The organism is Albibacillus kandeliae (assembly GCF_003116585.1).
In the GTDB taxonomy this organism is placed as follows: Bacteria; Pseudomonadota; Alphaproteobacteria; order Rhodobacterales; family Rhodobacteraceae; genus Albibacillus; species Albibacillus kandeliae.
Genome location: NZ_QEHM01000010.1, coordinates 141162 through 165124 on the forward strand (window position 1 = coordinate 141162; position 23963 = coordinate 165124).

22 protein-coding genes are annotated in these 23963 nt (G+C 65.6%); 13 read left to right on the forward strand and 9 right to left on the reverse strand.

Annotation, left to right across the window (positions count from 1 at the left end; translation table 11 throughout):
- Positions 1–9: 9 nt before the first annotated feature.
- From DDT93_RS21825 to DDT93_RS21845, 5 genes are read left to right on the forward strand one after another with little or no spacing between them, the layout of a single operon-like run.
- Entirely contained in the window at positions 10–1032 is a 1023-nt protein-coding gene (locus DDT93_RS21825; RefSeq protein ID WP_109468016.1) for a sulfate ABC transporter substrate-binding protein, read from the forward strand.
- A 4-nt stretch (positions 1033–1036) separates the two neighbouring features.
- Positions 1037–1864 carry a sulfate ABC transporter permease subunit CysT gene (cysT, locus tag DDT93_RS21830; protein WP_109468017.1) on the forward strand — a complete coding sequence of 276 codons (828 nt, stop codon included), beginning with the start codon at positions 1037–1039 and terminating at the stop codon, positions 1862–1864.
- Positions 1857–2129: a hypothetical protein gene (locus DDT93_RS21835; protein ID WP_109468018.1), complete on the forward strand. Its 273-nt coding sequence runs from the start codon at positions 1857–1859 to the stop codon at positions 2127–2129. The genes cysT and DDT93_RS21835 overlap by 8 nt, the downstream gene beginning before the upstream one ends.
- The gene (gene cysW / locus DDT93_RS21840; protein WP_109468019.1) at positions 2122–2979 is read left to right on the forward strand and encodes a sulfate ABC transporter permease subunit CysW; all 858 of its coding nucleotides are present in this window, start codon (positions 2122–2124) and stop codon (positions 2977–2979) included. The genes DDT93_RS21835 and cysW overlap by 8 nt, the downstream gene beginning before the upstream one ends.
- 12 nt (positions 2980–2991) lie before the next feature.
- Entirely contained in the window at positions 2992–3732 is a 741-nt protein-coding gene (locus tag DDT93_RS21845) for a sulfate/molybdate ABC transporter ATP-binding protein (RefSeq protein WP_109468020.1), read from the forward strand.
- A 287-nt stretch (positions 3733–4019) separates the two neighbouring features.
- Here DDT93_RS21845 and DDT93_RS21850 read toward each other — a convergent pair whose 3' ends face one another.
- From DDT93_RS21850 to DDT93_RS21865, 4 genes are all read right to left on the reverse strand, one after another.
- Entirely contained in the window at positions 4020–4991 is a 972-nt protein-coding gene (locus DDT93_RS21850) for a FecCD family ABC transporter permease (protein ID WP_232825531.1), read from the reverse strand.
- A 62-nt stretch (positions 4992–5053) separates the two neighbouring features.
- Positions 5054–6082, reverse strand: coding sequence for a FecCD family ABC transporter permease (locus DDT93_RS21855; protein WP_232825532.1), 1029 nt, complete (start codon positions 6080–6082; stop codon positions 5054–5056).
- The gene (gene fepB / locus DDT93_RS21860; RefSeq protein WP_232825533.1) at positions 6079–6996 is read right to left on the reverse strand and encodes a Fe2+-enterobactin ABC transporter substrate-binding protein; all 918 of its coding nucleotides are present in this window, start codon (positions 6994–6996) and stop codon (positions 6079–6081) included. The genes DDT93_RS21855 and fepB overlap by 4 nt, the downstream gene beginning before the upstream one ends.
- Positions 6997–7027: 31 nt before the next feature.
- Positions 7028–7894 (reverse strand): siderophore-interacting protein, encoded by an 867-nt coding sequence (locus DDT93_RS21865; RefSeq protein ID WP_198654937.1) that lies wholly within the window; start codon positions 7892–7894, stop codon positions 7028–7030.
- Between the two features lie 183 nt (positions 7895–8077).
- On the opposite strand from DDT93_RS21865, the gene DDT93_RS21870 reads away from it, so the two are divergent.
- Positions 8078–8866 (forward strand): ABC transporter ATP-binding protein, encoded by a 789-nt coding sequence (locus DDT93_RS21870; protein WP_109468023.1) that lies wholly within the window; start codon positions 8078–8080, stop codon positions 8864–8866.
- On the opposite strand, the gene DDT93_RS21875 is transcribed toward DDT93_RS21870, so the two are convergent.
- Positions 8851–9660 (reverse strand): IclR family transcriptional regulator, encoded by an 810-nt coding sequence (locus DDT93_RS21875; protein WP_109468117.1) that lies wholly within the window; start codon positions 9658–9660, stop codon positions 8851–8853. The two genes, DDT93_RS21870 and DDT93_RS21875, sit on opposite strands and share 16 nt — an antisense overlap.
- Positions 9661–9862: 202 nt before the next feature.
- Here DDT93_RS21875 and DDT93_RS21880 point away from each other — a divergent pair, with 202 nt between their 5' ends.
- Both DDT93_RS21880 and DDT93_RS21885 read left to right on the forward strand, forming a co-directional pair.
- On the forward strand, positions 9863–11944 hold the full coding sequence (locus tag DDT93_RS21880; protein WP_109468024.1) for a TonB-dependent receptor: 2082 nt from the start codon (positions 9863–9865) through the stop codon (positions 11942–11944).
- 64 nt (positions 11945–12008) lie between these two features.
- Positions 12009–13313, forward strand: a complete 1305-nt coding sequence (locus tag DDT93_RS21885; protein WP_109468025.1) for an NtaA/DmoA family FMN-dependent monooxygenase — start codon at positions 12009–12011, stop codon at positions 13311–13313.
- Positions 13314–13520: 207 nt separating this feature from the next.
- Here DDT93_RS21885 and DDT93_RS21890 read toward each other — a convergent pair whose 3' ends face one another.
- Entirely contained in the window at positions 13521–14528 is a 1008-nt protein-coding gene (locus DDT93_RS21890; protein ID WP_232825534.1) for an AraC family transcriptional regulator, read from the reverse strand.
- A gap of 200 nt (positions 14529–14728) precedes the next feature.
- On the opposite strand from DDT93_RS21890, the gene DDT93_RS21895 reads away from it, so the two are divergent.
- On the forward strand, positions 14729–15919 hold the full coding sequence (locus tag DDT93_RS21895; protein WP_109468026.1) for an acetyl-CoA C-acyltransferase: 1191 nt from the start codon (positions 14729–14731) through the stop codon (positions 15917–15919).
- Positions 15919–17046 (forward strand): acyl-CoA dehydrogenase family protein, encoded by a 1128-nt coding sequence (locus DDT93_RS21900; protein ID WP_109468027.1) that lies wholly within the window; start codon positions 15919–15921, stop codon positions 17044–17046. Before DDT93_RS21895 ends, DDT93_RS21900 begins: the two co-directional genes overlap by 1 nt.
- Before the next feature lie 88 nt (positions 17047–17134).
- On the opposite strand, the gene DDT93_RS21905 is transcribed toward DDT93_RS21900, so the two are convergent.
- Together DDT93_RS21905 and DDT93_RS21910 are read right to left on the reverse strand one after the other, a co-directional pair.
- On the reverse strand, positions 17135–18238 hold the full coding sequence (locus tag DDT93_RS21905) for a ParB/RepB/Spo0J family partition protein (RefSeq protein ID WP_109468028.1): 1104 nt from the start codon (positions 18236–18238) through the stop codon (positions 17135–17137).
- Positions 18235–19542, reverse strand: coding sequence for an AAA family ATPase (locus tag DDT93_RS21910; protein WP_109468029.1), 1308 nt, complete (start codon positions 19540–19542; stop codon positions 18235–18237). Before DDT93_RS21910 ends, DDT93_RS21905 begins: the two co-directional genes overlap by 4 nt.
- Positions 19543–20022: 480 nt before the next feature.
- Here DDT93_RS21910 and DDT93_RS21915 point away from each other — a divergent pair, with 480 nt between their 5' ends.
- Positions 20023–20718, forward strand: coding sequence for a hypothetical protein (locus DDT93_RS21915; RefSeq protein WP_109468030.1), 696 nt, complete (start codon positions 20023–20025; stop codon positions 20716–20718).
- Between the two features lie 148 nt (positions 20719–20866).
- Positions 20867–22135, forward strand: a complete 1269-nt coding sequence (locus tag DDT93_RS21920) for an MFS transporter (RefSeq protein ID WP_109468031.1) — start codon at positions 20867–20869, stop codon at positions 22133–22135.
- 4 nt (positions 22136–22139) lie between these two features.
- Here the strand turns inward: DDT93_RS21920 and fliI are convergent, their stop codons facing one another.
- Complete coding sequence (gene fliI, locus DDT93_RS21925) at positions 22140–23492, reverse strand: flagellar protein export ATPase FliI (RefSeq protein WP_109468032.1); 1353 nt, start codon at positions 23490–23492, stop codon at positions 22140–22142.
- A gap of 81 nt (positions 23493–23573) precedes the next feature.
- On the opposite strand from fliI, the gene flgB reads away from it, so the two are divergent.
- The gene (flgB, locus tag DDT93_RS21930) at positions 23574–23960 is read left to right on the forward strand and encodes a flagellar basal body rod protein FlgB (protein WP_232825535.1); all 387 of its coding nucleotides are present in this window, start codon (positions 23574–23576) and stop codon (positions 23958–23960) included.
- The last annotated feature ends 3 nt before the right edge of the window (positions 23961–23963 follow it).

The window sequence follows — 23963 nt, forward strand, 5'->3', positions numbered from 1 at the left end:
AGAACCGCCATGACAATCGCATTTCTTCGCAACCCGGCAACCGCCCTCGCCATCGTGCTCGCCGCAGGCGGGGCCGTGACCCCGACCTTTGCCCTCGCCGAAACCCGGCTGCTGAACGTCTCCTACGACCCGACGCGAGAGTTCTACCGGGCCTACAACGAGCTTTTCGCCCAATGGTGGGAAGCGCAGGGCCACGACCCGGTGACAATCGAACAAAGCCACGGCGGCTCGGGCGCGCAGGCCCGCGCCGTGATCGACGGGCTCGAGGCACAGGTCGTCACGCTGGCGCTGGCGTCCGACATCGACGCCATCGCGCAGCGCAGCGATGTCCTGCCCACGGACTGGCAGGCCACGCTGCCGCACAATTCGGCGCCCTACACCTCGACCATCGTGTTCCTTGTCCGCGAAGGGAATCCCAAGGGCATCAAGGACTGGCAGGACCTGATCGGCGAGGGCGTGCAGGTCATCACACCGAATCCCAAGACATCGGGCGGTGCGCGCTGGAACTTCCTCGCGGCCTGGGGCTGGGCGCTGAAAGCATCGCAGGGCGACGAGGACCGTGCGCGGGACTACGTGACCCAGCTGTTCAAGCATGTCCCGGTCCTCGACACCGGCGCACGCGGAGCGACCACGACCTTCGCCAAGCGCGGCGTCGGCGACGTGCTTCTGGCTTGGGAAAACGAGGCCTTCCTCGCGCTCGCCGAGATGGGCGACGATGCCTTCGACATCGTCGTTCCCTCGGTCTCGATCCTCGCCGAACCCCCGGTCGCGCTGGTGGAGGGCAATATCGAGTCAGATGATCAGCGCGAGGTCGCGCAGGCCTATCTGGAGCATCTCTACAGCCCCGAGGCACAGGCGCTGGCACTGGCCCATTACTACCGGGCCTGGGACAAGTCGCGCGCAACGGACGAAGACATCGAACGCTTCCCCGATCTCGAACTGGTGACCATCGCCGATTTCGGTGGCTGGGCCGAAGCGCAACCGCGCTTCTTCGGCGACGGCGGCATCTTCGACCAGATCTACGCGGACTGAACCGATGCTGCGGATTTCCTCTCCCCTGCCGGGCTTTGGACTTGGAATGGGCCTGCTCCTGGCCGGTCTGTCGCTCGTGGTCCTTCTGCCCCTGGCCGCCCTGCTGGGAGAGGGGATCGCGATGGGGCCGGCGGCGCTCGCCGGTCACCTCGCCTCCCCGCGCGTTCTCTCGGCTCTCGCCCTGTCGTTCCGCGCGGCGCTCGTCGCCTCCGCCTTCAACCTCGTCTTCGGGCTGGCGCTGGCGTGGGTCCTGACCCGCTACCGCTTTCCCGGCCGACGCCTGATCGACGCCGCGGTCGACCTGCCCTTCGCCCTGCCCACCGCCGTGGCCGGGATCGCCCTGACAGCGCTCTATGCGCCCAACGGCATCTTCGGGCAGGCGCTCGCCCCGCTTGGCATCACGGTGGCCTATACCGAGATCGGCATCTGGCTGGCGCTTGTCTTCGTCGGGCTGCCCTTCGTCGTGCGGACCGTGCAGCCGGTGATCGACGAGATCGACCGCGAGTGCGAGGAGGCCTCGGCGACCCTGGGTGCCTCGCGGGCCCGCACCCTGCGGCGCGTGGTGTTGCCGGTGCTGACCCCTTCGCTGCTGACCGGCTTTGCCCTAGCCCTCGCGCGTTCGGTGGGCGAGTTCGGATCGGTGATCTTCATCGCCGGGAACCTGCCGGGAAAGACCGAGATCGCCCCGCTGCTGATCGTGATCCGGCTGGAAGAATACGACTACGCCGGGGCCGCCGCCATCGGCCTCGCCATGCTCGGCATCTCCTTCTCGATGCTGCTGCTCATCAACGCCACGCAAGTCTGGAACCGCAGGAGGATCGGACATGTCTGACAGATGCACGAACGACACCTACAAGGGTGCCCTGCCCGAGGGCGCTGGCCTTGCCATCGGCACGGCGCTAGGGCTGATCGGCATCGCCGCTGCCATCGTGCTGTGGAAGGCGGGGCTGCCACTCTGGCTGGCGCTGGCCAGCTACGTCACGGTGCCCCCCGCCCTGCTGCTGGTTCTCTACCTTGCCACTCGCCCCGCGCCTCGCCGGCCCGGGCGTCCACGGCGGCGCACGGTCCTTGCGCACAGCGGAGGCGGCAATGTCTGAGACCGCCCGCACCTACGAGGTGGTGTCCGAAGCGCCCCTGTTCCGCACCGGCGTCACGCTTTCGGTCCTCGCGCTGACCGTCATCCTGCTGCTCGCCCCGCTGGCCGTGGTCTTTGCCGAAGCGCTGCGCGAGGGGCTCGGCGCAGCGATCACCGCACTGGGAGACCGCGACGCCTGGTCGGCCATCCGCCTCACCGTGCTGGTCGCCGCCGTCGCGGTCCCGCTGAACGCCTGCCTCGGGCTCGCCGCGGCATGGGCCATCGCCAAGTTCGACTTTCGCGGCAAAGCCGTGCTGATCTCCCTGATCGACCTGCCATTCTCGGTTTCACCCGTGGTCGCGGGCCTTGCCCTCGTACTGCTCTACGGCTCGCACGGATGGCTGGGCGTCTGGCTTCAGGCGCATGACCTCAAGATCGTCTTCGCCTTCCCCGGCCTCCTCCTCGCCACGCTCTTCATCACCTTTCCCTTCGTGGCGCGGGAGCTGATACCCGTGATGACCGAACAGGGCCGGGCCGAGGAAGAGGCCGCGCTGACCCTTGGCGCGTCGGGCTGGCACATGTTCCGCACCGTGACCCTGCCCAATATCCGCTGGGCCCTGCTCTACGGCGTGCTCCTGTGCAACGCGCGCGCGATGGGTGAATTCGGCGCCGTCGCGGTGATCTCGGGCAAGATCCGCGGCCAAACCACGACCATGCCGATCATGATCGAGATGCTCTACAACGAGTACCTCACTGTCGCCGCCTTCTCGATGGCCGCGCTGCTGGCCGCCCTCGCGCTGCTGACCCTTGCCCTGAAATCCCTGCTGGAATGGCGACACGCCGACCTGCTGGCCGCCACGCGGCGCCACTGAACGGAGCACGACATGCACATCGACATCGACGAAATCTCCAAGACCTTCGCCGCCACCACGGCGCTTCATCCCGTCTCGCTCTCCATCCCCTCCGGCGCGATGGTCGCCCTGCTCGGCCCGTCGGGTTCCGGCAAGACGACCCTCCTGCGGATCATCGCGGGACTCGAACAGCCAAGCGCGGGGCGCATCCTGCTCGACGGTGTGGATGCGACCGGCACACCGGTCCAGCACCGGCACGCGGGCTTCGTGTTCCAAAGCTATGCCCTGTTCCGTCACATGACCGTCTTCGAGAACATCGCCTACGGGCTGCGCGCCCGACCGCGACGAACCCGACCCGGCAATGCCGAGATCGCGCGGCGGGTGGAAAGGCTGCTCGAGCTGATCCAGCTGCCGCAGATCGCCACCCGCTATCCCTCGCAGCTCTCCGGCGGACAGCGCCAGCGCGTCGCCCTGGCCCGCGCGCTGGCGACAGAACCGAGGATGCTGCTGCTCGACGAACCCTTCGGCGCGCTCGATGCTCAGGTGCGCCGTGAGCTGCGGGCAGGGCTGCGCGAGATCCACGATGCGACCGGGCTCACGACCGTTTTCGTGACCCATGACCAGGACGAGGCCCTTGGCCTCGCGGACCGGGTTGCCGTCATGTCGATGGGGCGGATCGAGCAGGTCGGCGCGCCCTCGGACATTCGCGATCGCCCGGCCAATGCCTTCGTCCGGGGCTTTGTCGAGGCGCACATCCCGGTCGGTGACGGATGACCTCTGCCGCCCTTGGTGTGCAATGGGTCCGAATGTAAGACCACTGTCGCCACGTCAGCTATGATGCAGAAGCAACTTAGGTCTGCAAATCTGACCATTGCTCTGCAACGCAGCAATTGCTATTTTCTCTTCATGACGAATTAATCGTCATACAGTTTTCCTGGAGCTCTCTCCTCCTCCCTGAGCTCCGGAATTAGCGGCGGTCCCCTCCTCCTCCCTGGGACCGCCGCACCCCTCTCTCCCAGTTTCGCAATTGCACCCGATTTGCGGGCAAACCGTATTCGGGCTCAGGCGTTCCGGCGCTGGGTCAGGACCAGCAACAGGTACACCCCTCCCAACAGGCCGGTGGTCAGCCCGATCGGCATGTAAAGCGCGAAAGGCGCCGATTGCCCGATCAGGTCCGCCACCAGCAGCAGCACCGCGCCCGTAAGGGCGCCGGAGACAAGCGGCACGTCGCTGCTCCCGGTCAGCTTTCGCGCGATCTGGGGTGCGGCCAGCGCGATGAAGGCAATCGGCCCGGTTGTTGCGGTCGCCACCGAGGTCAGCCCGACCGAGGCCAGCACCAGCCAGAACCGGCTGCGCGAGACGCCGACGCCCAGCTGGCGCGCCATGTCCTCGCCCATTTCCATCACCCCGAGCCGCCGTGACAGCATCAGGACCGGCGGCGCGAACAGGCAGAACCCCACAAGGGCGGTCCAGACGTGCCCCCAGTTGCGCCCGTTCAGCGACCCCGCCAGCCAGACCTGCGCAGACATCGTGCGGTCGATATCCCCGACAACCATCAGCATGGTGTTGATCCCCGCCAGCGTCGCCCCGACGCCGATCCCCACAAGGATCAGGCGATAGCCTCCCACCACCGCGCCCCGCCGCGCCAGCAACAGCACCACGATCGCCGTCAGCATCCCCGACGCCACGGCGGCTGCCGCTGTCCGGATCGGGTCAGTCTCGACCAGGATGATCTGCACCAGCGCCCCCGTGGCCGCTCCGGTGGTAAAGCCGATGACGTCGGGCGACCCCAGCGCATTGCGCGACAACGACTGGAACACCGCGCCCGCCATCCCGAGTGACGCGCCCACCGCCATCGCCGTCAGAACCCTCGGCAGGCGCACCCGGTTGATGACCTTGCTCGCAACGTCGCCGTCACCCGACCCCGTAAGTGCGCCAAGAATCTGCGCCGGCGACAGCGCCAATGTCCCGGTGCCGAGCAGGATCACGGCAAGGACGGCCAGCGCCGCAAGGAGCAGAGCGCCAATGGCCACGGCTCTCGGTTGCCACAGGATCGAGACCTGCCCAACCCTGATCAGCCTGCGCCCCCCTGGCCTCATAGCTGCGCCAGCCGAAAGCGCCGGACGAGGTGCACGAAGAACGGGCCACCCAGCATCGCCGCCACGATCCCCGCCGCGATTTCCTCGGGCGCCACGACAACGCGCCCCAGAACATCGGCCGCCAGCAGCATGATCGCGGCGAAAAGCGCCGAGAGCGGCAGCAGGTTTCGATTGCCCGGCCCGGCGATGGCCCGCGCGGCATGAGGGGCCGCCAGCCCGACAAAGGCAATGGGCCCCGCCGTCGCCGTGCCCGCCCCGGACAGGATCATCACGCAGAGACAGGCCAGCCCCCAGATTAGCCGAGGATCAAGCCCAAGCGTGCGCCCGATGTCCCGGCCAAGCGCAAGCGCATCGAGCGAGGGCGCCAGCATCAGCGCCAGCCCTCCCCCCAGCATCAGGGCCACGGCCATCACCCAGGTCGCCGTCATCCCGCGCCCTTCCAGCACGCCCGCGCCCCAGTTCCGAAACAGGTCAAGAACTTCGAGACCCGAGTTCAGGATGATCAGGCTTGCCGCGGCGCCGAGGGTGATCGACAGCCCCGCCCCCGCCAGCACCAGCCTGATAGGATCCGTCCCGCTCTCATGCGCGCGCCCGAGCAGGAGCACCGCGACCCCGGCAAGCCCCGCCCCCATTAGCCCGAACCAGACATACTGGGTCACATCGGTAAGCCCGAAGGCCATCGCGCCCAGAACCACGGCGAGCGCGGCACCCGCGTTGACCCCAAGCAGGCCCGGCTCTGCCAGCGGATTGCGCGTCAACGCCTGCATCACGCCACCGGCCAACCCGAGCCCTGCTCCGGCAGTCACCGCCAGCAGACAACGCGGCACCCGCAGCGAACGGACGATCAGATGCAGGTCGTTGTTCGGGTCAAAGGCGATCAGCGCACGAAGCACCTCAGCCGGAGGCACGCTGCGCGACCCGACACCCAGCCCGAGCACCATCAGCGCCAGCAATGCGAGCGCCCCAAAGCCATATCCGCGCACCGTCGCGGCGTTGCGACGCGCCAGCGCGGCGGATCCGTTCAATGGGCAAACTCCGCCTCGACGGCATCGATCATCGCGAGACCCGAGTAATAGTCGATCCGGAATGACGTCTTGCCCAGGGGATAGACCCGACCCGACCGAACCGCCGGCAGGTTCGCCAGCACCGGGTCATTCAGGAAGGCCCGCACGTCCGTCTCATCCGCCGCCAACAGAAACACCGTGTCGCCGGTGACTGCCGCAGGCAGGTTCTCGTGCGAGAGAAAATCGAACTCGCGCGATTGCTGGATCATCCCCTGCATTCCCTCGGGAACGCCGGTGACCGTGAACCCCATATCGGCCAGCACACGGGCCTGCACCCCCTCGGGTTTGCTGATTCCGTAGGTGCCGAAGAAATTGTAGGACACGATGCTCGCCGTCCCCTCCTGATCGGGGATCCGGGCGCGGGCCTCCGCCGCACGCTCCGCAAAGGCGGCGATGATCGCGGCCGCGTCGTCCTCGTGTCCGGTCGCCTGCCCCAGCGTCGTGGCCAGCTGCTCCCACGAGTTGACGCCGTAGTTCAACACCAGAACCGGAAACCCGAGCGCCTCGATCTCCGGCACATAGGCCAGAGCGCTGTCTCCTCCGGTTTCGGATACGATCACGAGGTCCGGATCCGCCACGATCAGCGCCTCGATATCGAAGGAGAGGTTGGGATAGAGCACATCCAGTCCGCGCGCCCGGGCGATGTCGGCCCATTGCCGAAAGAACCCGCTGTCATCGGTCAGCGGTCCCTGCACCGCAGCTGCCGTCGACACCACGGGAGCGTCGATCGCCAGCAAGGTTCCGGTCAGGCTGGGCGAGGTCGAAACGATCCGCACCGGCGGAGTGTCGAGGGTCAGGCTGCCACCGTCATGGGCGATGGTGCGCGGCCATCCCTCGGCCAAAGCCGCAGCCCCGTGCAGGATCGCAAGGGCCACAACAAGAAGTCGCGAGAAACGGAGCAACGAGTCAGACTGCAATGTCGGCATCCCGCATGTCGTCCATCGAGAGCCCGCTCTCCCGCATCCTCGCGTATTCGGCCAGCCGCATCCGGTCCAGTTCGGAACTGCTGGTGCCCTTCTTCCAGTAGCCCAGCACCTTGAGGTCATCCCGCGCCATGCCCGCCGCGCGGAAGTGGTTGCGCAGATCGCGCATTTCCTGCCGTTCGCCTGCCGCCCAGACGGTCCAGCCCGAAACATCGGCAACCGCCGAGCGCGCCGCTGCGAACAGTCGGCCCGTCGTTCCCGCAGCCTCGTCCTTGGCGCGCTGCAGGATGTGAACCTCAACGCCCTCGACCTCTGGCAACTCGTCCACAGCCGCGAGGCTGCCCGCCTCTATCCAGACCGTCCCCGTCGCGTCGGCAGGCCATGCCTCGAGAATGGCAAAGACCGCCGGAATCGCGGTTTCATCGGCAAAGATCGCGGCCTGCTTGCCCGAAGCGTGATCCGGGACGAAATGGGGGCGCGGCCCGGTCATCCAGACATCGTCACCCGGCTGAACCGCGTGCAGCCACCGCATCGCCGGGCTGTCGTCGTCATGCAGGACAAAGTCGATCTCGACTTCGCCGAGCGCGCTGTCATAACGGCGGATGGTATAGACGCGCGACACCGGGCGCTGACCCGCGGGGCTCTCCACCTCGATCCGGACCGCCACGTTCGGCAAAGTCCATGTCACCGGATCCACCGGTTCGATCCGGCCCGTCACCCGCATCACCGAGTCAAAGGGCTGCCGGATCGCCACGATCTCCATGCGCAGCCGCTCCATGTCGCGCATGTGATCGTCTTCGTTGAGGAGCCCCTTGGGATCCTCAACCACCTCGGTTTGAACGGACGTCATGATCTACCTTCCCTCGCCACGCGCAAACGCGGCCTGCTTCGCTTGATTCAGATCTGGGGGATGGCTCCAGCGGGTCGGCGACGGATCGCGGCTCGAAGTGGCTGCGACCATATTGCAGAGCACGTTCCGCAATGCAATACGGGGCTGACCGGGCCCCGGGGCCCCCGAAGACAGGAGCAGCGCATGCCGGACCGACTGGGCGCCGAAGCCGTCACCCTGCGTTACGACGCGCGGGTGATCTCCGAGAACCTCTCGCTCCACATCCCCGACGGCAGCTTTACCGCGATCATCGGGCCGAACGCCTGCGGCAAGTCCACCCTGCTGCGCGGCCTGTCCCGACTGCTCCTTCCCGAGGCGGGCCGGATCGTGCTCGACGGCAAGGACATCGCCCGCCTCCCCTCCCGCGAGGTCGCGCGCACCCTCAGCATGCTGCCGCAGTCGCCCGTCGCCCCCGAAGGCACCACCGTGTCCGACCTCGTGGCGCGCGGACGCTTCCCCCACCAAAGCTTCCTGCGCCAATGGTCACCGCAGGACGAGGCCGCCGTCCTCTCGGCCCTGCAGGCGACGGGGACCGCCGACCTGGCAGACCGGTCCGTCTCCGAACTCTCGGGCGGTCAGCGTCAGCGCGTCTGGATCGCCATGGCGCTCGCGCAGGACACGCCGATCCTGCTGCTGGACGAGCCGACCACCTACCTCGACATCGTGCATCAGGTCGACCTGTTGGAACTGCTATCAAAGCTGAACGCCGAGGGCCGCACGGTGGTCGCCGTGCTGCACGAACTGAACCTCGCCTTCCGCTACGCCCATCACATCGTGGCCATGCGCGACGGGCGCATCGTCGCCACCGGGGCGCCGGCCGAGATCGTTTCGGAACAGCTGATGCGCGAGGTGTTCGACCTCTCCGCGCTTGTCATCCCCGATCCGCTGACCGGCAGCCCGATGGTCATTCCACGCGGTCAGCCGCGACCCTGAGACAGGCAGCTTTGTCCGCCCGTGGCGCGATTGATGACGCGGGCCACATCCTGAAGCACCAGCCGGTCATCGGGTGAACGAAGCTGGCCAAGGTCGGTCACCGTGGTGACAACGCAGCTGAGTTCACCCTGCGCATCGAAGATCGGCGCCGCCTGCCCGGTGACATTCGACAAGAGGTGGCTGGTCAGCTCGGCCCAGCCCTCGCGGCGGATCTGCTCGATATCGGCCCGGCGCGGCGTCTCGCCCCGGAAATGGCCCGGCTGGATCCGGCGGGCCGCGTCGATGGTGGACTTGGGCAGGTAGGACTGGAACACCAGCCCGCAGGCCGTGTTGTCAACGGGGAGCATGTCGCCCAGACCAAGGGCAGTGATCGAGAAATAGGCGCTGCGGTACCACCGCACCAGCGTCGGACCACGATCGGTCCAGATCGCGACACCGCCGCTCATCGCGTGCGACTCCGCCAGTTGCTTCATGTGCTGCCCGGCCAGCTCCACCGCGTCGATCCGGCGCAACGCCGCAATACCAATGCTCAGCGCCATGGCGCCAAGGTCGTAATGGCTGGTCGCCGGATCCTGCTGAACCAGTCCCTCCTTCACCAGCGACTGCATGTAGCGATGCGCCGTCGACCGCCCCGCCCCGGCCAGCCTGGCCAGTTCGCCAAGGGGAAGGGCGCGCTCGGACGACGCGAGAATGTCGAGAAAACGCATGGCAATCGAAATCGACTGGATGGTGGTCGACCGCTTCGTCTCGCTTCCGGTCTCCTCCTGATCGGAAAGCACGAGGGATTTGTTCATGCGTTGGGCCTCCTCGCCCTGCGTGGCGACCATCTTCCGGTCGCCCGGGATAATAGGCAGCTTCGCCCCGAACGGTAAAGACCCGGCGGGCAGGATCTGATTGACATGCGGAACGCGTCATGCATTGTGCAACGCGCTTCAGGACTGCCAGCAAGTTACTCGACACGCCAGCACTTCATTAAACGCGTTTCGGGGGACTACCATGAACGACACAAGACGCGGGCGGCTCATCTGCGGCACGAGCCTCCTCTCCATCGCGGTCGCGCTCTCTGCACTACCGGCCCATGCACAGGATTCGGACGACAACGTCGTCGAACTCGCACCCATCTACGTCACCGGCGAAAAGGTCGTGCGCGACCTCAAGGACACCGCCTCGTCCGTCGAGGTCATCACCTCCGAGGACCTCAAGGACAAAGCCGGCAAGAACAACGTCAGCACGGCCATCGCGGGTACGCCCAACGTGATCTATACCGAAAGCGTCGGCGCGCCGATCATCCGGGGCCAGAACACCGAGGGCCCGCATACCGGCGCCAATGCCTTCTTCGCGGGCACCATGCCCCGGGCAACCATCAACCTCGACGGCCATTACCTCGACTACAACGAGTTCTACTTCGGCGCGACCTCGGTCTGGGACGTGCAAAGCATCGAGGTCTTCCGCGGCCCGCAGACCACCTCGCAGGGCGCCAATGCCATCGCCGGGGCGATCATCGTCAAGACCAACGACCCGACCTTCACGCCCGAGGGCGCCTACCAGTTCGAACTCGGCAACTACAACCAGAAGCGCGCGTCGTTCATGTGGTCCGGTCCGATCTCCGACTCCGTCGCGGTCCGCTTCGCGCTCGATTACGCCGGGCGCGACACCTTCATCGACTACGTCGGTTCGACCTTCGTCCAGAACGAGATCGGGCAGGACTTCGAGACGATCAACGGCCGCGTCAAGCTGCTGTGGCAACCGGCCGAGCTCTCGAACCTCGAGGTCATGCTGACCTACAGCCGCACCGACACGACCCGGCCAAGTTCCGAAGGCGCTTCGGAGCCCTATGAGGACCTCGAATCCATCACCACATGGATGCCCGGTTGGCACCAGGTCACCGATACCGTCCTGCTCGACGCCAACTACGACTTCGACAACGGGATCGTCCTGCACAACCAGCTCCAGTTCTCGACGCAGGAAATCGAGCGGCGCGTGGGCACCCCCACGATGGGCGATGCAAACATCGGCCGCGACAGTTACAGCAACGAGACCCGCCTGACCTTCGGCCTGCCGCAGGACACTTTCAGCGGCGTCGCCGGGCTCTACTACGCCTACATCGCTCAGGACGACTGGCTGAACCAGGGCGGCGTCTCCACCTTCACCGACCGCAAGCACAACTTCGGCCTCTACGGCGAACTAAGCTGGCGCTTTGCCGAGCGCTGGACACTGACCGGCGGCCTCCGCTACCAGCGCGATGACATCCGCCGCACCGGTGACGTGGTGGCCAGCTTCGCCAACAGCGATCTCGACTACGACCAGAGCTTTGACGAGGTACTGCCCAAGATCTCGCTGGCCTACGAGGTTTCGCCGGATGTCACCCTCGGCGGCATGGTCTCGAAGGGGTACAACCCCGGCGGCGTCTCGCTCGATTTCGTCTCTTCCAAGGAATGGGAAGAGTTCGAGGCCGAAACCGTCTGGAACTACGAGCTGTTCACCCGCGCGAGCCTGCTGAACGACCGGCTCTTCCTCTCAGGCAACCTGTTCTACATGGACTACAAGAATGCCCAGCACAGCATCACCCAGTCCATCGGCGGCGTGACCTATATCCACACCATAAACGCCGACAGGGCCGAGGCTTACGGTCTCGAACTCTCGATGGACTATCGCCCGACCGAGGCCCTGACGCTCAGCGCCGGGGCGGGTCTGCTGCACTCCGAGATCACCGAGTTCTCCTCGGCAACCGCCTATGAGGGCAACGAATTCGCCCGCGCCCCGGGCCGGATGCTGAGCCTGGCCGCCAGCTGGGACGTGAACCCGCGCCTCAATCTCGGTGGGCAGCTGCGCTTCGTCGACGGATACTACTCCGATACGGCGAACAGCGCGGTCTATGCCATCGAGGACTACACCCTCGTCGACCTTCAGGCGAGCTATCAGCTGCGCAGCGGGCTCGAGATCTACGGGTTCATCAACAACGTCTTCGACGAGCGGACGCCGGTGATGAAACAGGCCGCGCGCGGCGACGTGGTGTTCACGCAGGCCAGCATGACCTCTCCCCGCATGTTTGGCCTTGGCGTGCGCGGCACGTTCTGAACCGCGACCCCGACACCAGGGATCGGCCCCGTCAGGGGCCGGTCACCGCCATAACGGAGACAGCATGAGACTTCGAAACAAGCTTTGCATCGGCATGTCGCTGGCACCGACATGGCTCAGCAACGAGGGCTGGCGCGCCGAGGATAGTGGCATCGAGGGGCTCTACTCGGCTGATTTCGCCGTCGACATCGCAAGGCGCGCCGAAGCCGCGCATATGGATTTTGTCTTTCGTCCCGATGCCAGCGCCCTGCCCGTCCCGGTGCTGGAGCAGTCCTTCGGGTTTTCGAGCCTCGACCCAACTCTCCTCTTGGCCGCGCTGGTCCGCGAAACCAGCAAGATCGGCCTCGTCACCACCATCTCGACCACCTTCAGCCACCCCTACACCATCGCCCGGCAGATGATGTCGCTCCACTGGATGAGCCGCGGCCGGGCCGGGTGGAACGTCGTCACCGCCCTGCAGGGCAACCAGAACTTCGGCCTTTCCGAGATGCCAAGCTCGGCGGAACGCTACGAACGCGCGGAAGAATTCGTTGCCGCCGCGCAAAGCCTCTGGGCCAGCTTTCCCGCCGAGGCCCTGCTCGTCGACAAGGCCATGGGCCGTTACGCCGATACCGACCTCATCAAACCCGCCAACCACGAAGGCAGGAACTTCCGGATTGCCGGACCGCTGAACATCCCCCGGTTTCCGGGTCCGCGCATCCCCTTGATGCAGGCTGGCGCCTCCGCCGGGGGTGTCGCGCTCGCGGGCAAGATCGCGGATATGGTCTTCGCCCAGACACTGGATATGACGACTGCGCTCCAGACCCGTCAAAGGCTCTCAGACGCAGCACAAGCCGCCGGTCGCGACCCGGCCTCGGTTCGCCTGCTGCCGGGTCTCAGCCTCTATCTCGGCGACACCCGGGCCGAGGCTCGCGAGCTGTTCCTCGCCAACCACCAGCGCGTCGACCGGGCGCAACGGATCGACCGCATCAGGGCTGCGCTCGGAATCGACCTTGCCGACTGGCCCAGCGACCGCCCAGTTACCCCCGCCGATCTCCAAGACGGGGAGACCGCCCGAAACTCGGGGCACGGTATAATCCTGCGGGATCTCATCGCGCGCGAGGCGCTCACGGTCGATCAACTGCTGGAGCGCCCCGAAACGCTGGCCTCCGTCCACTGGCAGATCATCGGAACGGTCGATGATGCCGTGTCCACCATCTCCCAATGGTTCAATGCCGGCGCGATCGACGGTTTCGTTGCGGTGCCCGGAGGCTCTCCCCGGTCGCTTGACCTCGCGCTCGAACAACTCCTGCCCCGACTGGCCGAAGCCGGGCTGTTCCGGGCTGCCTACTCCGGCGAGACCCTCGCCGCGCATCTGGACGAAGCCTGACCCCCCTGCCCTGCCCGGACCGCCAACCTGCAGGAATGCCACATCCCGGCGGCTCTCCGACTCTTCGCCGGTGACCTGAACTCTTTGTTACGCTAGTCTCTCTTCGTCCGGAGTCAGCTTCTGACCCGACAAATCCGCCGGCGCTTTCAGCACAAATTCACCGCACAAAGCGCCGCGCCTTGTTGCGTCCAGTAACGTCCGATAATTCTATCCCGTCTTCTTCCCCACGCGCGAAGAATCCCGCATCTCGCCGGGGCTTCGTCCGAACCACTTCTGGAACGCACGGTAAAAAGCGCTCGGTTCGCTGTACCCCAAACGGCCCGCAATCTCGGCCACGCTCAGGTCCGTGCTGCGCAACAACTCCCGAGCCCCCTCGGCCCTCAGTTCGCCCTTGATCTCGGAATAGCTCTGCCCCTCGGAACGCAGCCTGCGCCGGAGCGTTGCCGGCGACACCACCAGCGTAAGCGACAGCTCCTCGAATGTCGGCCACTCCACCGGATCCGTGGTCTTGAGATGGCTCCGAACGGCAGCGGTCGTTTCCTGATCGTGGTGATACCGCACGAGGATGTTCGCAGGCGCGTCCCTCAGGAAGGTCTTCAGCGCCTCCTCGGTCCGGACAATCGGCAACCGCAGATAGGCCGCGTCGAACACAAGCCGGCTCTCGGCCGCGCCAAAGGTCACCGGTGCGCCAAAGAACTGGTGATAATCCTGCCGGTGCTCGGGGGCAGGACAGGCGAAATCGACCCTGCGCAAGGCGATCCGCCGCCCGGCAAGCCAGCACGCCACCCCCATCAGGATGATCCAGTATGTCCGATAAGCAAAGGCGCTGCGCCCTGCCCCGCCATCTGCCAGCGATATCTCGGCCTGTCCGTTGCGGACCATCAGGGCCCCACGCGGCGCATCGAGAACCACGTTCAGAAACCGGAGCGCCCGCGCCAGCGCCCGGTCGAGGCGACCCGAGTGAAGCACGGCATAGCACAACAGGGCAAAGCTCCCGGGCCGCATCGGGCGATCCCCCTGGCCAAAGAACTCGTCACCCGTTGCCTCCGCAATCTCCAGCCAAAGCCGGCCGTAGGACAAGTGGTCGACCGGCGACCCATCCCAAGTCGGCAGCCCGGCAGCCGCCAGCAGCGGCCCCGGCTCCAGTCCCGCCACGCGCAGGCTCTCGAGGGCATCCTCGACAAAGCCCGCCGAAATCATCCGCAGATCAGACATCTCGACCCATTGCAAAATCGATCACCCAATTGGACACCATTTGTCATTGTTTGCAATACACTTGCCATTACTGTGCCCCACCGCTGGGAGGTCGTGAGAGGCCGAGGCCCCTCCCCCGCACACCGCATCTGGTGTAGACCTTGCCCAGGGAGATTGTCGCGACCGGCCCATCGCCGCGTCGCCATGCTAGGGAGACACTCATGTCAGCTACCGATCCGATCGTCATTGTCGGGATGGCCCGGACCCCCATGGGCGGGTTCCAGGGCGACTTTACCGGCGTCACCGCCAGCGAACTGGGCGCCGCGTCGATCACCGCCGCGCTCGACCGCGCGGGCGTCACCGCCGACCAGGTCGAGGAAGTCGTCTTTGGCTGCGTTCTGCCCGCAGGCCAGGGCCAGGCCCCTGCCCGTCAGGCCGCGCTCGGCGCCGGGCTGCCCAAGGCAACCGGCGCGACCACCATCAACAAGATGTGCGGCTCGGGCATGAAGGCCGCCATGTTCACCCACGACCTGCTGCTGGCTGGCAGTGCCGATGTCGCCGTCGCGGGCGGCATGGAGAGCATGACCAACGCCCCCTACCTGCTGCCCCAGATGCGCGGCGGCGCCCGCCTCGGCCACGGTCAGGTCAAGGACCACATGTTCCTCGACGGTCTCGAAGACGCCTATGACAAGGGCCGCCTGATGGGCACCTTTGCCGAAGATTGCGCCCAGACCTACCAGTTCACCCGCGAGGCACAGGACGCCTATGCCATCGCCTCGCTGGAGCGCGCGCAGAAGGCCATCGCCGACGGCTCCTTTGCTTCCGAGATCACGCCCGTCACGGTCAGGACTCGCAAGGGTGACACCGTGGTCGAGATCGACGAACAGCCCGGCAAGGCCCGGCTCGACAAGATCCCGACGCTGAAACCCGCCTTCCGCCCCGATGGCACCGTGACCGCTGCCAACTCCAGCTCCATCTCGGACGGTGCCGCCGCGCTGGTGATGATGCGCCGGTCCGAGGCCGAGCGTCGCGGGCTGACCCCCATCGCCGTGATCCACGGCCATTCCACCTATGCCGACGAGCCAGGCCTGTTCCCCACCGCGCCCATCGGCGCGATGAAAAAGCTCTCGGACAAGACCGGCTGGGACCTCAAGGATGTCGACCTGTTCGAAGTGAACGAGGCTTTTGCCGTGGTCGCGATGGCTGCCATGCGCGACCTCGATCTTCCCCATGATAAGGTCAACGTGCACGGCGGCGCCTGCGCTCTTGGCCACCCCATCGGCGCATCCGGGGCCCGGGTGATGGTGACCCTGCTCGCCGCACTCCAGAAATACGACCTCAAGCGCGGTGTTGCCTCGCTCTGCATCGGTGGCGGCGAAGCCACCGCAATCGCGCTGGAGCGCGTCGCCTGATGCTGCTGGATGAGACCCACGAACAGGTCCGCGACGCCGTCCGGGCCTTTGCGCAAGAACAGCTGGGCCCGGGCGCCGCACAGCGTGACCGCGACCATGCCTTCCCCCGTGCCGAGCTCAAGGCGATGGGTGATCTCGGCTTCCTCGGGATGCTGGTGCCCGAAGAGCACGGCGGCTCCGATCTCGGCATGGTCTCCTACGCCCTCGCGCTGGAAGAAATCGCCGCCGCCGATGGGGCCTGTTCTACCATTGTTTCGGTACACAGCTCGGTCGGTTGCGTGCCGATCCTGCGCTTCGGGACCGAGGATCAAAAGCAGCGCTTCCTGCCCCGGATGGCCTCCGGCGAATGGGTCGGCGGCTTTGCCCTGACCGAACCGCAGGCCGGATCCGATGCATCCGCGCTGAAAACCCGCGCCCGCCGCGACGGCGACCACTACGTGATCAACGGCGCCAAGCAGTTCATCACTTCGGGCAAGAACGGCGACGTGATCATCCTCTTCGCCGTGACCGACCCCGATGCAGGCAAAAAGGGCATTACGGCCTTCATCGTCCCCACCGACACCCCCGGCTACGAGGTGATGACGGTCGAGCACAAGCTGGGTCAACATTCCTCCGACACCTGCGCACTGTCCTTCACCGACATGCGTATCCCGGTCGAAAACCGTCTGGGTGACGAAGGCGAAGGCTATCGCATCGCGCTCGCCAACCTCGAGGGCGGCCGCATCGGCATCGCCTCTCAGGCGGTCGGCATGGCCCGCGCAGCCTTCGAAGCAGCCAAGGTCTACGCAGGCGAGCGGCAGGCCTTTGGCAAGCCGATCATGGCCAACCAGGGTGTCAGCTTCAAACTCGCCGATATGGCCACTCAGATAGCGGCGGCTCGCCAGATGGTCCTGCATGCCGCCGCGCTGCGCGAGGCAGGCAGGCCCTGCCTGACCGAGGCATCCATGGCCAAGCTCTTCGCCTCCGAGATGGCCGAGCGCGTCTGCTCCATGGCGATCCAGATTCACGGCGGCTATGGCTACCTGAACGACTACCCGGTCGAGCGCATCTATCGCGATGTCCGGGTCTGCCAGATTTACGAGGGCACCAGCGAGGTCCAGCGACTGGTCATCGCCCGCAGCCTCTGATGCGATGAGCCAGAAATGAAACGGGCCGCTCCCTGTGGGGCGGCCCGTTTTCGTTTCGCCATCTTACCCGTGGGTAAGACCTCGCACCTCAGTCCTTGCCATCCAGAACATCGAGAAAGGCGGCAACCGCGCGCTCGAGATCCCGCCGGTCGATGGTCGAAAAATCCCTGTCATAGCGCAACTCGAGCCGACCCAGCGAGGCGTTGCACTTGGCCACGCCGCCACCGCGCGAAACCTGGAACGTGGTCTTGGCCTTGCGCGGCTTCACCGTATTTGCTGTACCAGTCTTACCCGTGGGTAAGATCGGGGCACCGTCGTCACCCCCCGCAAATCTCCGAAGTATGTCCACCTCACGCGCGGCCGAACGCTGGGGTTCTTCCGCAAGCGCGCCCGCCAGAACGGCCGTCAGGTCAGGATCGTTCTCCAGACGCCGCTTCAGATCTACGCCCACATTGCGCGGAATGTCGAAAGGATGCGCGAGGTGATCTCCCAGCTTTGCCAGCAGCGCGGCAAAGGAACGGATATAGCTCCGCTTGGTGTAGCTGGCCGACTTGAACAGAACGGCGACAGCGTCATCCACCTCCGGACACCCATTGGCCGGATCCGCCGCATAGGCCCGCGCGAGGTTCGCCATCTCCGCAAAGGAGATGTCCTTTCGGATCAGGTTCTCGTCGACCATGCGCCGATAGCTGTCCTCGGTCTTGCCGGACTTAGAGTCTATTCCGGCTGGAATAGACTCGAAACGATCCTCTCCAGTCTCCTCGCGCAGAGCCTTGAAAGCCTGCAGACGCCGCATCCCCTGGATCAGCTCGTACATGCCATCGGCCCGCGCCTCGACCCGAATGGGGTTCGACAGACCCACCTCGCGAATGGACAGTTTGAGCTCGTCCAGATCGTCGTCGATCCCGGGCTTCCGGTCGCGCACCAGTGCCTCGGTCACGATCTTATCCAGCGGGATCCGGTCGACAACCAGACCGGCCTTCTTCAGCCGAACGAACTCCCGTGCGAGGTCTTCGTTCTCCTTCAGGATCGAACGCGTCGCCTCCTCGCGTTCCTTCACCGAGTCGACATTCTCCGAGATGGCCGAGGCCATCGGCCCGCGGCGGGCTGGCGCACGGGCAGGGGGCTCTTCTGCCGCGAAGCCCTCGGACGGCGGGACGTCGATGTCAAACATCCGGCGCTTCTTGCTCATTGTCCTGCCTCCATATCTGCCCAGGCCCCGACCAGCACGTCGCGGAACTCCTGGTAGGCGTTGTCGAACGTCAGCCGCGCGCGCCGCCATGTCTCGCGGGTCATCTCGCGGTAGTCCATCTCGTAGACCGAATTCAGAAAGCGCCCGGACTGCTCCACCGCGCGCGTCATCTCGACGGGCTGCGCGGCGACCCGGTCACCGAACACCTTGCGGAAGGCATCGAACATCGCGCGGTGAAGATCGTTACCCGGCTCGTATCGGGTCAGCAGGAAGCGGATGTCGTAGAAAGCCTTGGGCAGTTTGATCTTACCCGTGGGTAAGCCCGCGTCGAACCCGGCGGACAGATCTTCCAGCGCCTCCGACAGCTGGCCGATGAAGCTAGTGGTCGAGTCGTACTCCCAGTAGCCGGGCCCCGACGGCACGTAGAGCACGTCGGCGGCAAAGACCGCGTTCATCGACTGGTAGCCGATGGCCGGTGGGCAATCGAAGAGGATCAGGTCGTAGGCGTCGTCGGGAATCTGGTCGAGGTAACGCGACACAGCGGCAAAGAAGGTCCAGTCCGGGTTCAGGTGCCGGTACTGCGCCGAGGCGAACTCGACAAAGGCCGCGTTGGCGCAGGAAGGGATCGCGTCGATCGTCGGCCAGGATGTCGGCTTGATAAAGTCGTTGACGCGAAGCTCGCCAAGGCCAAGGCCGGTGATGGAAGAGGGCAGGTGGCGGCGGGGCAGGGCGGCGCCCGATTCCGCGCCCACCGGCCCGGCATTCATCCGCTCCGTTTCGCGGATCAGGTCGCGCGCCATGATGCCCCAGACCGAATGCTCCTCGGACACATCGGTCAGGCCCATCGAGTGACTCAGGGTCGCCTGCGGGTCGAAGTCCACCACCAGCACGCGGTATCCGTCCAGCGCGGCGGCGTGCGCAAAGTGGAGCGCCACGGTCGACTTGCCCGCACCGCCCTTGAAGTTGGCGATGGCGGCGCGCACCGCGCGCTTGCCCGCCGGGCGCGGCGGCATCAGCCCCTTGCGGTTGATCTTGAGCCGCCGACGCAGCTCGTTGATCTCTTCCAGCGAGAACCAGCGTTGCCGCCCGTCAGGCTCCACCTCGCCCGCGGGCAGGGTCGGATCGGCGGCCAGCTTGCCGCGAAAGGTCGACTGGTTCACCTGAAAGATCAATTCGGCGACCTCCCAGGATGAGAAGCGGCGCAGGGTCTTTTCCATCTCCGGGCTGAAGGTTTGCTGCCGGATCCAGCCCTGCAGTTTCAGCGACTGTGCCTGCAGCCTGCTCAGGTCCTCATGGGTATACATTCAGTGTTTCCGTTTTTTCAGGACGTCAAATCTGGGTTTTTGTCTATTTACGCCTAATTTGCGATTTCCGCAAAAGGAAATATCATGAAACCCGGTAGAGCGCCCTCGCGGGAAAAGCCCTTGCTGCAAGGCGATTTCCGATTCGGCTCTGCCAATCAGCGAATCGGGACCAGAGCTTTCCCGTAGTAGCGAGCGCCACAAGATTTAGGGGGACAAGAGATCTCTCAAAACGATAGATGGGGGGACATTTTGGCGCTATAAGGGGTCATCCAGGGTGTCCCCCATCACCATAGAGTCACCAATTTAATGAAATTGGAATTGGGTCGATCTGGTGAACTAAGGCACGGTGAACACAATCCCTTGACAGAATCGCATCGGTGGACGCTAATTACGTTCAAGCTCGGAAAAGCGTTGAGAACTTCCAGATACCGGGCACCGAGGCGGGGATTTTCCCGCAAAACACGATAGCGGAGCACAGGGATGCTTGCGACCAGACCCGTCGGGCGGAACGCCTCGGCGATGAAGTATGATATTCTATCGGCCCTCGGCGTCGCTGCCCTGGCCGCCGACAAGCATCGGCAGAAGCTCATGCTGCGTCTCATGGTGCTGATTACCACGCGCTATAACTGGCAGACCAACGAACTCTCGATGGGCCGGGCCGAGATCGCCCGCCTCTGGTCGGTCGAGGAACGGACCGTCAAACGCGAGCTCGGCAAGTTCCGCACGCTTGGCTGGATGAACGTAAAGCGGACAGGCGCCCGTGGCCGGGTCACGGTCTACGAACTCGACCTGGCTCAGGTCCTCGGCGAAACCCGCAGCGTGTGGGAGGGCATGGGGTCCGACTTCCGCGCGCGCATGGAAGAGAGCCAAACTGTTCCCGAGCTTCCGGTGGACTCCAAGGTCGTGCCGCTCCACCGCGCGCCATTGCCCGCCGCGGCAGGGCAGGGGGACCTCTGGTCACAAGTGCTTGAAACCCTCCATGCGCGGGATCCGGGTCTCGCCTCCGCCTGGTTCCATCCGCTTCAGGAGATCGAGCGCGGGAACGGCCGCGTCGTCCTGGCGGCGCCCTCCCGCTTCATCGCGGGTTATGTCTCGACTCACCTGGCCGGTCGCCTGCTGGCCACCTACAGCCGGTTCGATCCCTCCATCCGCCGGGTCGACATCGAGACCGTCTGACATACTTCACACCTGAACCACTTCGATCTATATCCCCGGTGACTGTCTCTTGCCGGGGTGCTTCGTCACTTCTGGCGGAGGCCTGAAAGGACCACCCCATGTCACGTCCGGTTCCGGACAAGAGTGCCGCCAGCCGCGGAGCGCCCCGATGAGCATGGCGCTGCCGCGCGTCTTCCGTTCCTTCCGGAACCGCAATTACCGTCTCTGGGCCGCGGGGGCGCTGGTGTCGAACACGGGCACCTGGTTGCAACGCACCGCGCAGGACTGGCTGGTCCTGACCGAACTCACCCAGCATGACGCCTCCTCGGTCGGCATCGTCATGGCGCTTCAGTTCGGGCCCCAGCTGCTCCTGTTGCCCTGGACGGGCTTCGCGGCCGACCACTTCGACCGGCGCAAGCTGTTGCTGCTGACGCAATCGGCGATGGCGATCCTCTCGCTGATGATCGGGTTGCTCACCGTAACCGGGCTCGTCACGCTCTGGCAGGTCTACGTATTCGCCTTCGTTTTCGGCTGCGCGGCGGCTTTCGACGCTCCGGCGCGCCAGACCTTCGTCACCGAACTGGTCGGCGACGGAGACCTGTCCAACGCCGTTGCGCTGAATTCGACCACCTTCAACACGGCGCGGATGATCGGGCCCGCCGTCGCCGGGCTGCTGATCGCCGCAGTGGGAACAGGCTGGGCCTTCCTGATCAACGCCGGGTCTTTCGCTGCCGTTCTTGGCGCGCTGCTGGCGATGAGGACCTCCGAGCTGCATCCGACCGTGCGCGCCCGCAAGGCCTCCGGCAGCCTCACTGCCGGTCTGCGCTATGTCCGTGACAGGGCCGATCTGCGGACGATGCTGTTCATGCTCTTCCTGATCGGCACCTTCGGGATGAACTTCCCGCTGTTCATCTCGACAATGGCGGTAAAGGTGTTCAGCGCCGACGCCCGGGGATATGGCCTGCTGTCCTCCTGCCTTGCCATCGGAACAGTCACCGGCGCCCTGCTGGCGGCGGGGCGAGAGAAACCCAGCTTCCCGATCCTCATGCGCAGCACCGCCCTGTTCGGGATCGGCTGCGGCCTCGCGGCGATCGCCCCGGGCTACTGGATCTTTGCCGCCTTCCTGACCGTCATCGGTGTTGCAGCGCTGACCTTTCTCAACACGTCCAACAGCCTGATGCAGCTGACCACCCATGCCGAGATGCGGGGCAGGGTGACCGCACTGCGTATGGCCATCGTCTTTGGCGGAACCCCGATCGGTGCGCCTCTGATGGGGTGGGTGGCCGATACCTACGGCCCGCGCTGGTCGCTTGGCATCGGTGCGGCCGCCGGATTCATGGCGGCGGGCGTGGCCGTGCTCTACCTCATGCGCCAGAGATCCGCGCCAGAACAGGCGCGGGCCAAGGTCTCGGTTTCGGGAGAAGACGAGGGGCTCTGAGCCGTCAGCCCTTCGGCATCGGCACTTCGACCCCGGCCTCGCCGAGCAGCTGGTAGAGCCGCGCAAACGTCTCTTCCGATGCCATGCTCTCTTCCTTCTTCTGCGCAAGGAAGGCTTCGGCCGGGCCAAAGAACCGGATCGCGGCATCAACCTCCTTGTCCGCGCCGTGCCGGTAGGCACCGATGCGGATCAGCTCCTCCATGTCGGCATAGCGGGCGAGGGTCCGTCTGGCCGTCTGGAACACGGCGAATTCCTCGTCGGTATGGCAATCGGGCAGCATACGCGAAACGCTCTTGTAGAGGTTGATCGCCGGGAACCGGCCCCGCTCGGCGATATGCCGGTCCAGCACGACGTGGCCGTCCATGATCCCGCGAACGGTGTCGGCCACCGGTTCGTTCATGTCGCCGCCATCCACCAGAACGGTGTAGATCGCGGTGATGTCGCCGGCGCCCTCGGTTCCGGGGCCCGCCCGTTCCATCAGCTGCGGCAGCTCGGAGAACACGGTCGGCGGATAGCCCTTCGAGGTCGGCGGTTCGCCCCCGGACAGGCCGATCTCGCGCTGCGCAGTCGCAAACCGGGTCACGCTGTCCATCAGCAGCAGCACCTGCAGCCCCTGGTCGCGGAAGTACTCGGCAATGGCCGTCGCGGTCCAGGCCGCCTGCCGCCGCATCAGCGGCGGTTCGTCCCCGGTCGAGACGACGACGACCGAGCGCGCCATGCCCTCGGGGCCCAGGTCGTTCTGAATGAAGTCCTGCACCTCCCGCCCGCGTTCGCCGACGAGTCCCACGACGATCACGTCAGCCTCGGCCCGGCGGGCCAGCATCGCCATCAGGGTGGATTTACCGACACCGGACCCGGCAAAGACGCCCATCCGCTGGCCGCGGCACAGCGGCGTGAACACGTCGAAAATCTTCACCCCGGTTTCCAGCCGCTGGCCGGTACGCCTGCGATCGAACGCCGGGGGAGGGGGGGCCTTCACGCGACGTTCGGTCAGTCCTTCGTGCAGCGGTCCCTTGCGGTCCACCGGGTCGCCGAGCGCGTTCAGCACCCGGCCGCGCCACGAGGGATCGGGGCGGATGGTATCGCCGCGCGGGCTGAGCGCGACAGGGTCGCCGACGGTCACACCAGCCCATGTCCCGAAGGGCAGGACATGTGTGCCGTCGCGGTCGACGCCCACGACTTCGCCCAGAACCTTGCCGCGTCTGCCCTCGACAACGCAGCGCTGCCCGACGCCCATCGCCCGCTCGAGGCCGCTGACGGTCATCGTAAGCCCGACGATCGAGCTGACCTCGCCAACTATCCTTGTGCTCTCCAAAGAGCGCGCGATAGAAGATAGCTCAGAGAAGACCGTTGTCATGTATAATTTCTCTAGTCATCCATTTTTATCCATGTTAATCATGAATAGATCAAAAGGAAAGATACATTGAAACTTCAGTCCATGGCATTTTTCAACCTGGCATCGCAGCGGATGAACTGGCTGTCCGCGCGCCAGAAGGTCATTGCCGAGAACGTCGCCAACGCCAACACGCCCGGCTACAAGGCGCAGGACATCAGTGATTTTTCCGACATGCTGGGCAGCAACGTGCAGCCCTCGGGCGTCAAGATCACGCAGGCCCGGCATATCTCGAGTGCCGAGGTTCAGGCGCCGGGCATTCGCGTCGAGGCAGACGAGACCGCCTGGGCGACCAGCATGGACGGCAACAACGTCACCATCGAACAGCAGACGATCAAGGCGGGCGAGGTCAGCGAGAGCTATCGCCTTGCCGCCAATCTCTACCGCAAGGGTTACGAACTGCTGACGCTGTCCGTCACCGGCAACAGATAATCA

What these genes read in the sequence shown, in the direction of transcription:
- DDT93_RS21825 (WP_109468016.1), top strand. Translation starts at nt 10, where the DNA reads ATGACAATCGCATTTCTTCGCAACCCGGCAACCGCCCTCGCCATCGTG.
- cysT (WP_109468017.1), top strand. Translation starts at nt 1,037, where the DNA reads ATGCTGCGGATTTCCTCTCCCCTGCCGGGCTTTGGACTTGGAATGGGC.
- DDT93_RS21835 (WP_109468018.1), top strand. Translation starts at nt 1,857, where the DNA reads ATGTCTGACAGATGCACGAACGACACCTACAAGGGTGCCCTGCCCGAG.
- cysW (WP_109468019.1), top strand. Translation starts at nt 2,122, where the DNA reads ATGTCTGAGACCGCCCGCACCTACGAGGTGGTGTCCGAAGCGCCCCTG.
- DDT93_RS21845 (WP_109468020.1), top strand. Translation starts at nt 2,992, where the DNA reads ATGCACATCGACATCGACGAAATCTCCAAGACCTTCGCCGCCACCACG.
- DDT93_RS21865 (WP_198654937.1), bottom strand. Translation starts at nt 7,894, where the DNA reads ATGACGTCCGTTCAAACCGAGGTGGTTGAGGATCCCAAGGGGCTCCTC.
- DDT93_RS21870 (WP_109468023.1), top strand. Translation starts at nt 8,078, where the DNA reads ATGCCGGACCGACTGGGCGCCGAAGCCGTCACCCTGCGTTACGACGCG.
- DDT93_RS21875 (WP_109468117.1), bottom strand. Translation starts at nt 9,660, where the DNA reads ATGAACAAATCCCTCGTGCTTTCCGATCAGGAGGAGACCGGAAGCGAG.
- DDT93_RS21880 (WP_109468024.1), top strand. Translation starts at nt 9,863, where the DNA reads ATGAACGACACAAGACGCGGGCGGCTCATCTGCGGCACGAGCCTCCTC.
- DDT93_RS21885 (WP_109468025.1), top strand. Translation starts at nt 12,009, where the DNA reads ATGAGACTTCGAAACAAGCTTTGCATCGGCATGTCGCTGGCACCGACA.
- DDT93_RS21890 (WP_232825534.1), bottom strand. Translation starts at nt 14,528, where the DNA reads ATGTCTGATCTGCGGATGATTTCGGCGGGCTTTGTCGAGGATGCCCTC.
- DDT93_RS21895 (WP_109468026.1), top strand. Translation starts at nt 14,729, where the DNA reads ATGTCAGCTACCGATCCGATCGTCATTGTCGGGATGGCCCGGACCCCC.
- DDT93_RS21900 (WP_109468027.1), top strand. Translation starts at nt 15,919, where the DNA reads ATGCTGCTGGATGAGACCCACGAACAGGTCCGCGACGCCGTCCGGGCC.
- DDT93_RS21905 (WP_109468028.1), bottom strand. Translation starts at nt 18,238, where the DNA reads ATGAGCAAGAAGCGCCGGATGTTTGACATCGACGTCCCGCCGTCCGAG.
- DDT93_RS21910 (WP_109468029.1), bottom strand. Translation starts at nt 19,542, where the DNA reads ATGTATACCCATGAGGACCTGAGCAGGCTGCAGGCACAGTCGCTGAAA.
- DDT93_RS21915 (WP_109468030.1), top strand. Translation starts at nt 20,023, where the DNA reads ATGCTTGCGACCAGACCCGTCGGGCGGAACGCCTCGGCGATGAAGTAT.
- DDT93_RS21920 (WP_109468031.1), top strand. Translation starts at nt 20,867, where the DNA reads ATGAGCATGGCGCTGCCGCGCGTCTTCCGTTCCTTCCGGAACCGCAAT.
- fliI (WP_109468032.1), bottom strand. Translation starts at nt 23,492, where the DNA reads ATGACAACGGTCTTCTCTGAGCTATCTTCTATCGCGCGCTCTTTGGAG.
- flgB (WP_232825535.1), top strand. Translation starts at nt 23,574, where the DNA reads ATGGCATTTTTCAACCTGGCATCGCAGCGGATGAACTGGCTGTCCGCG.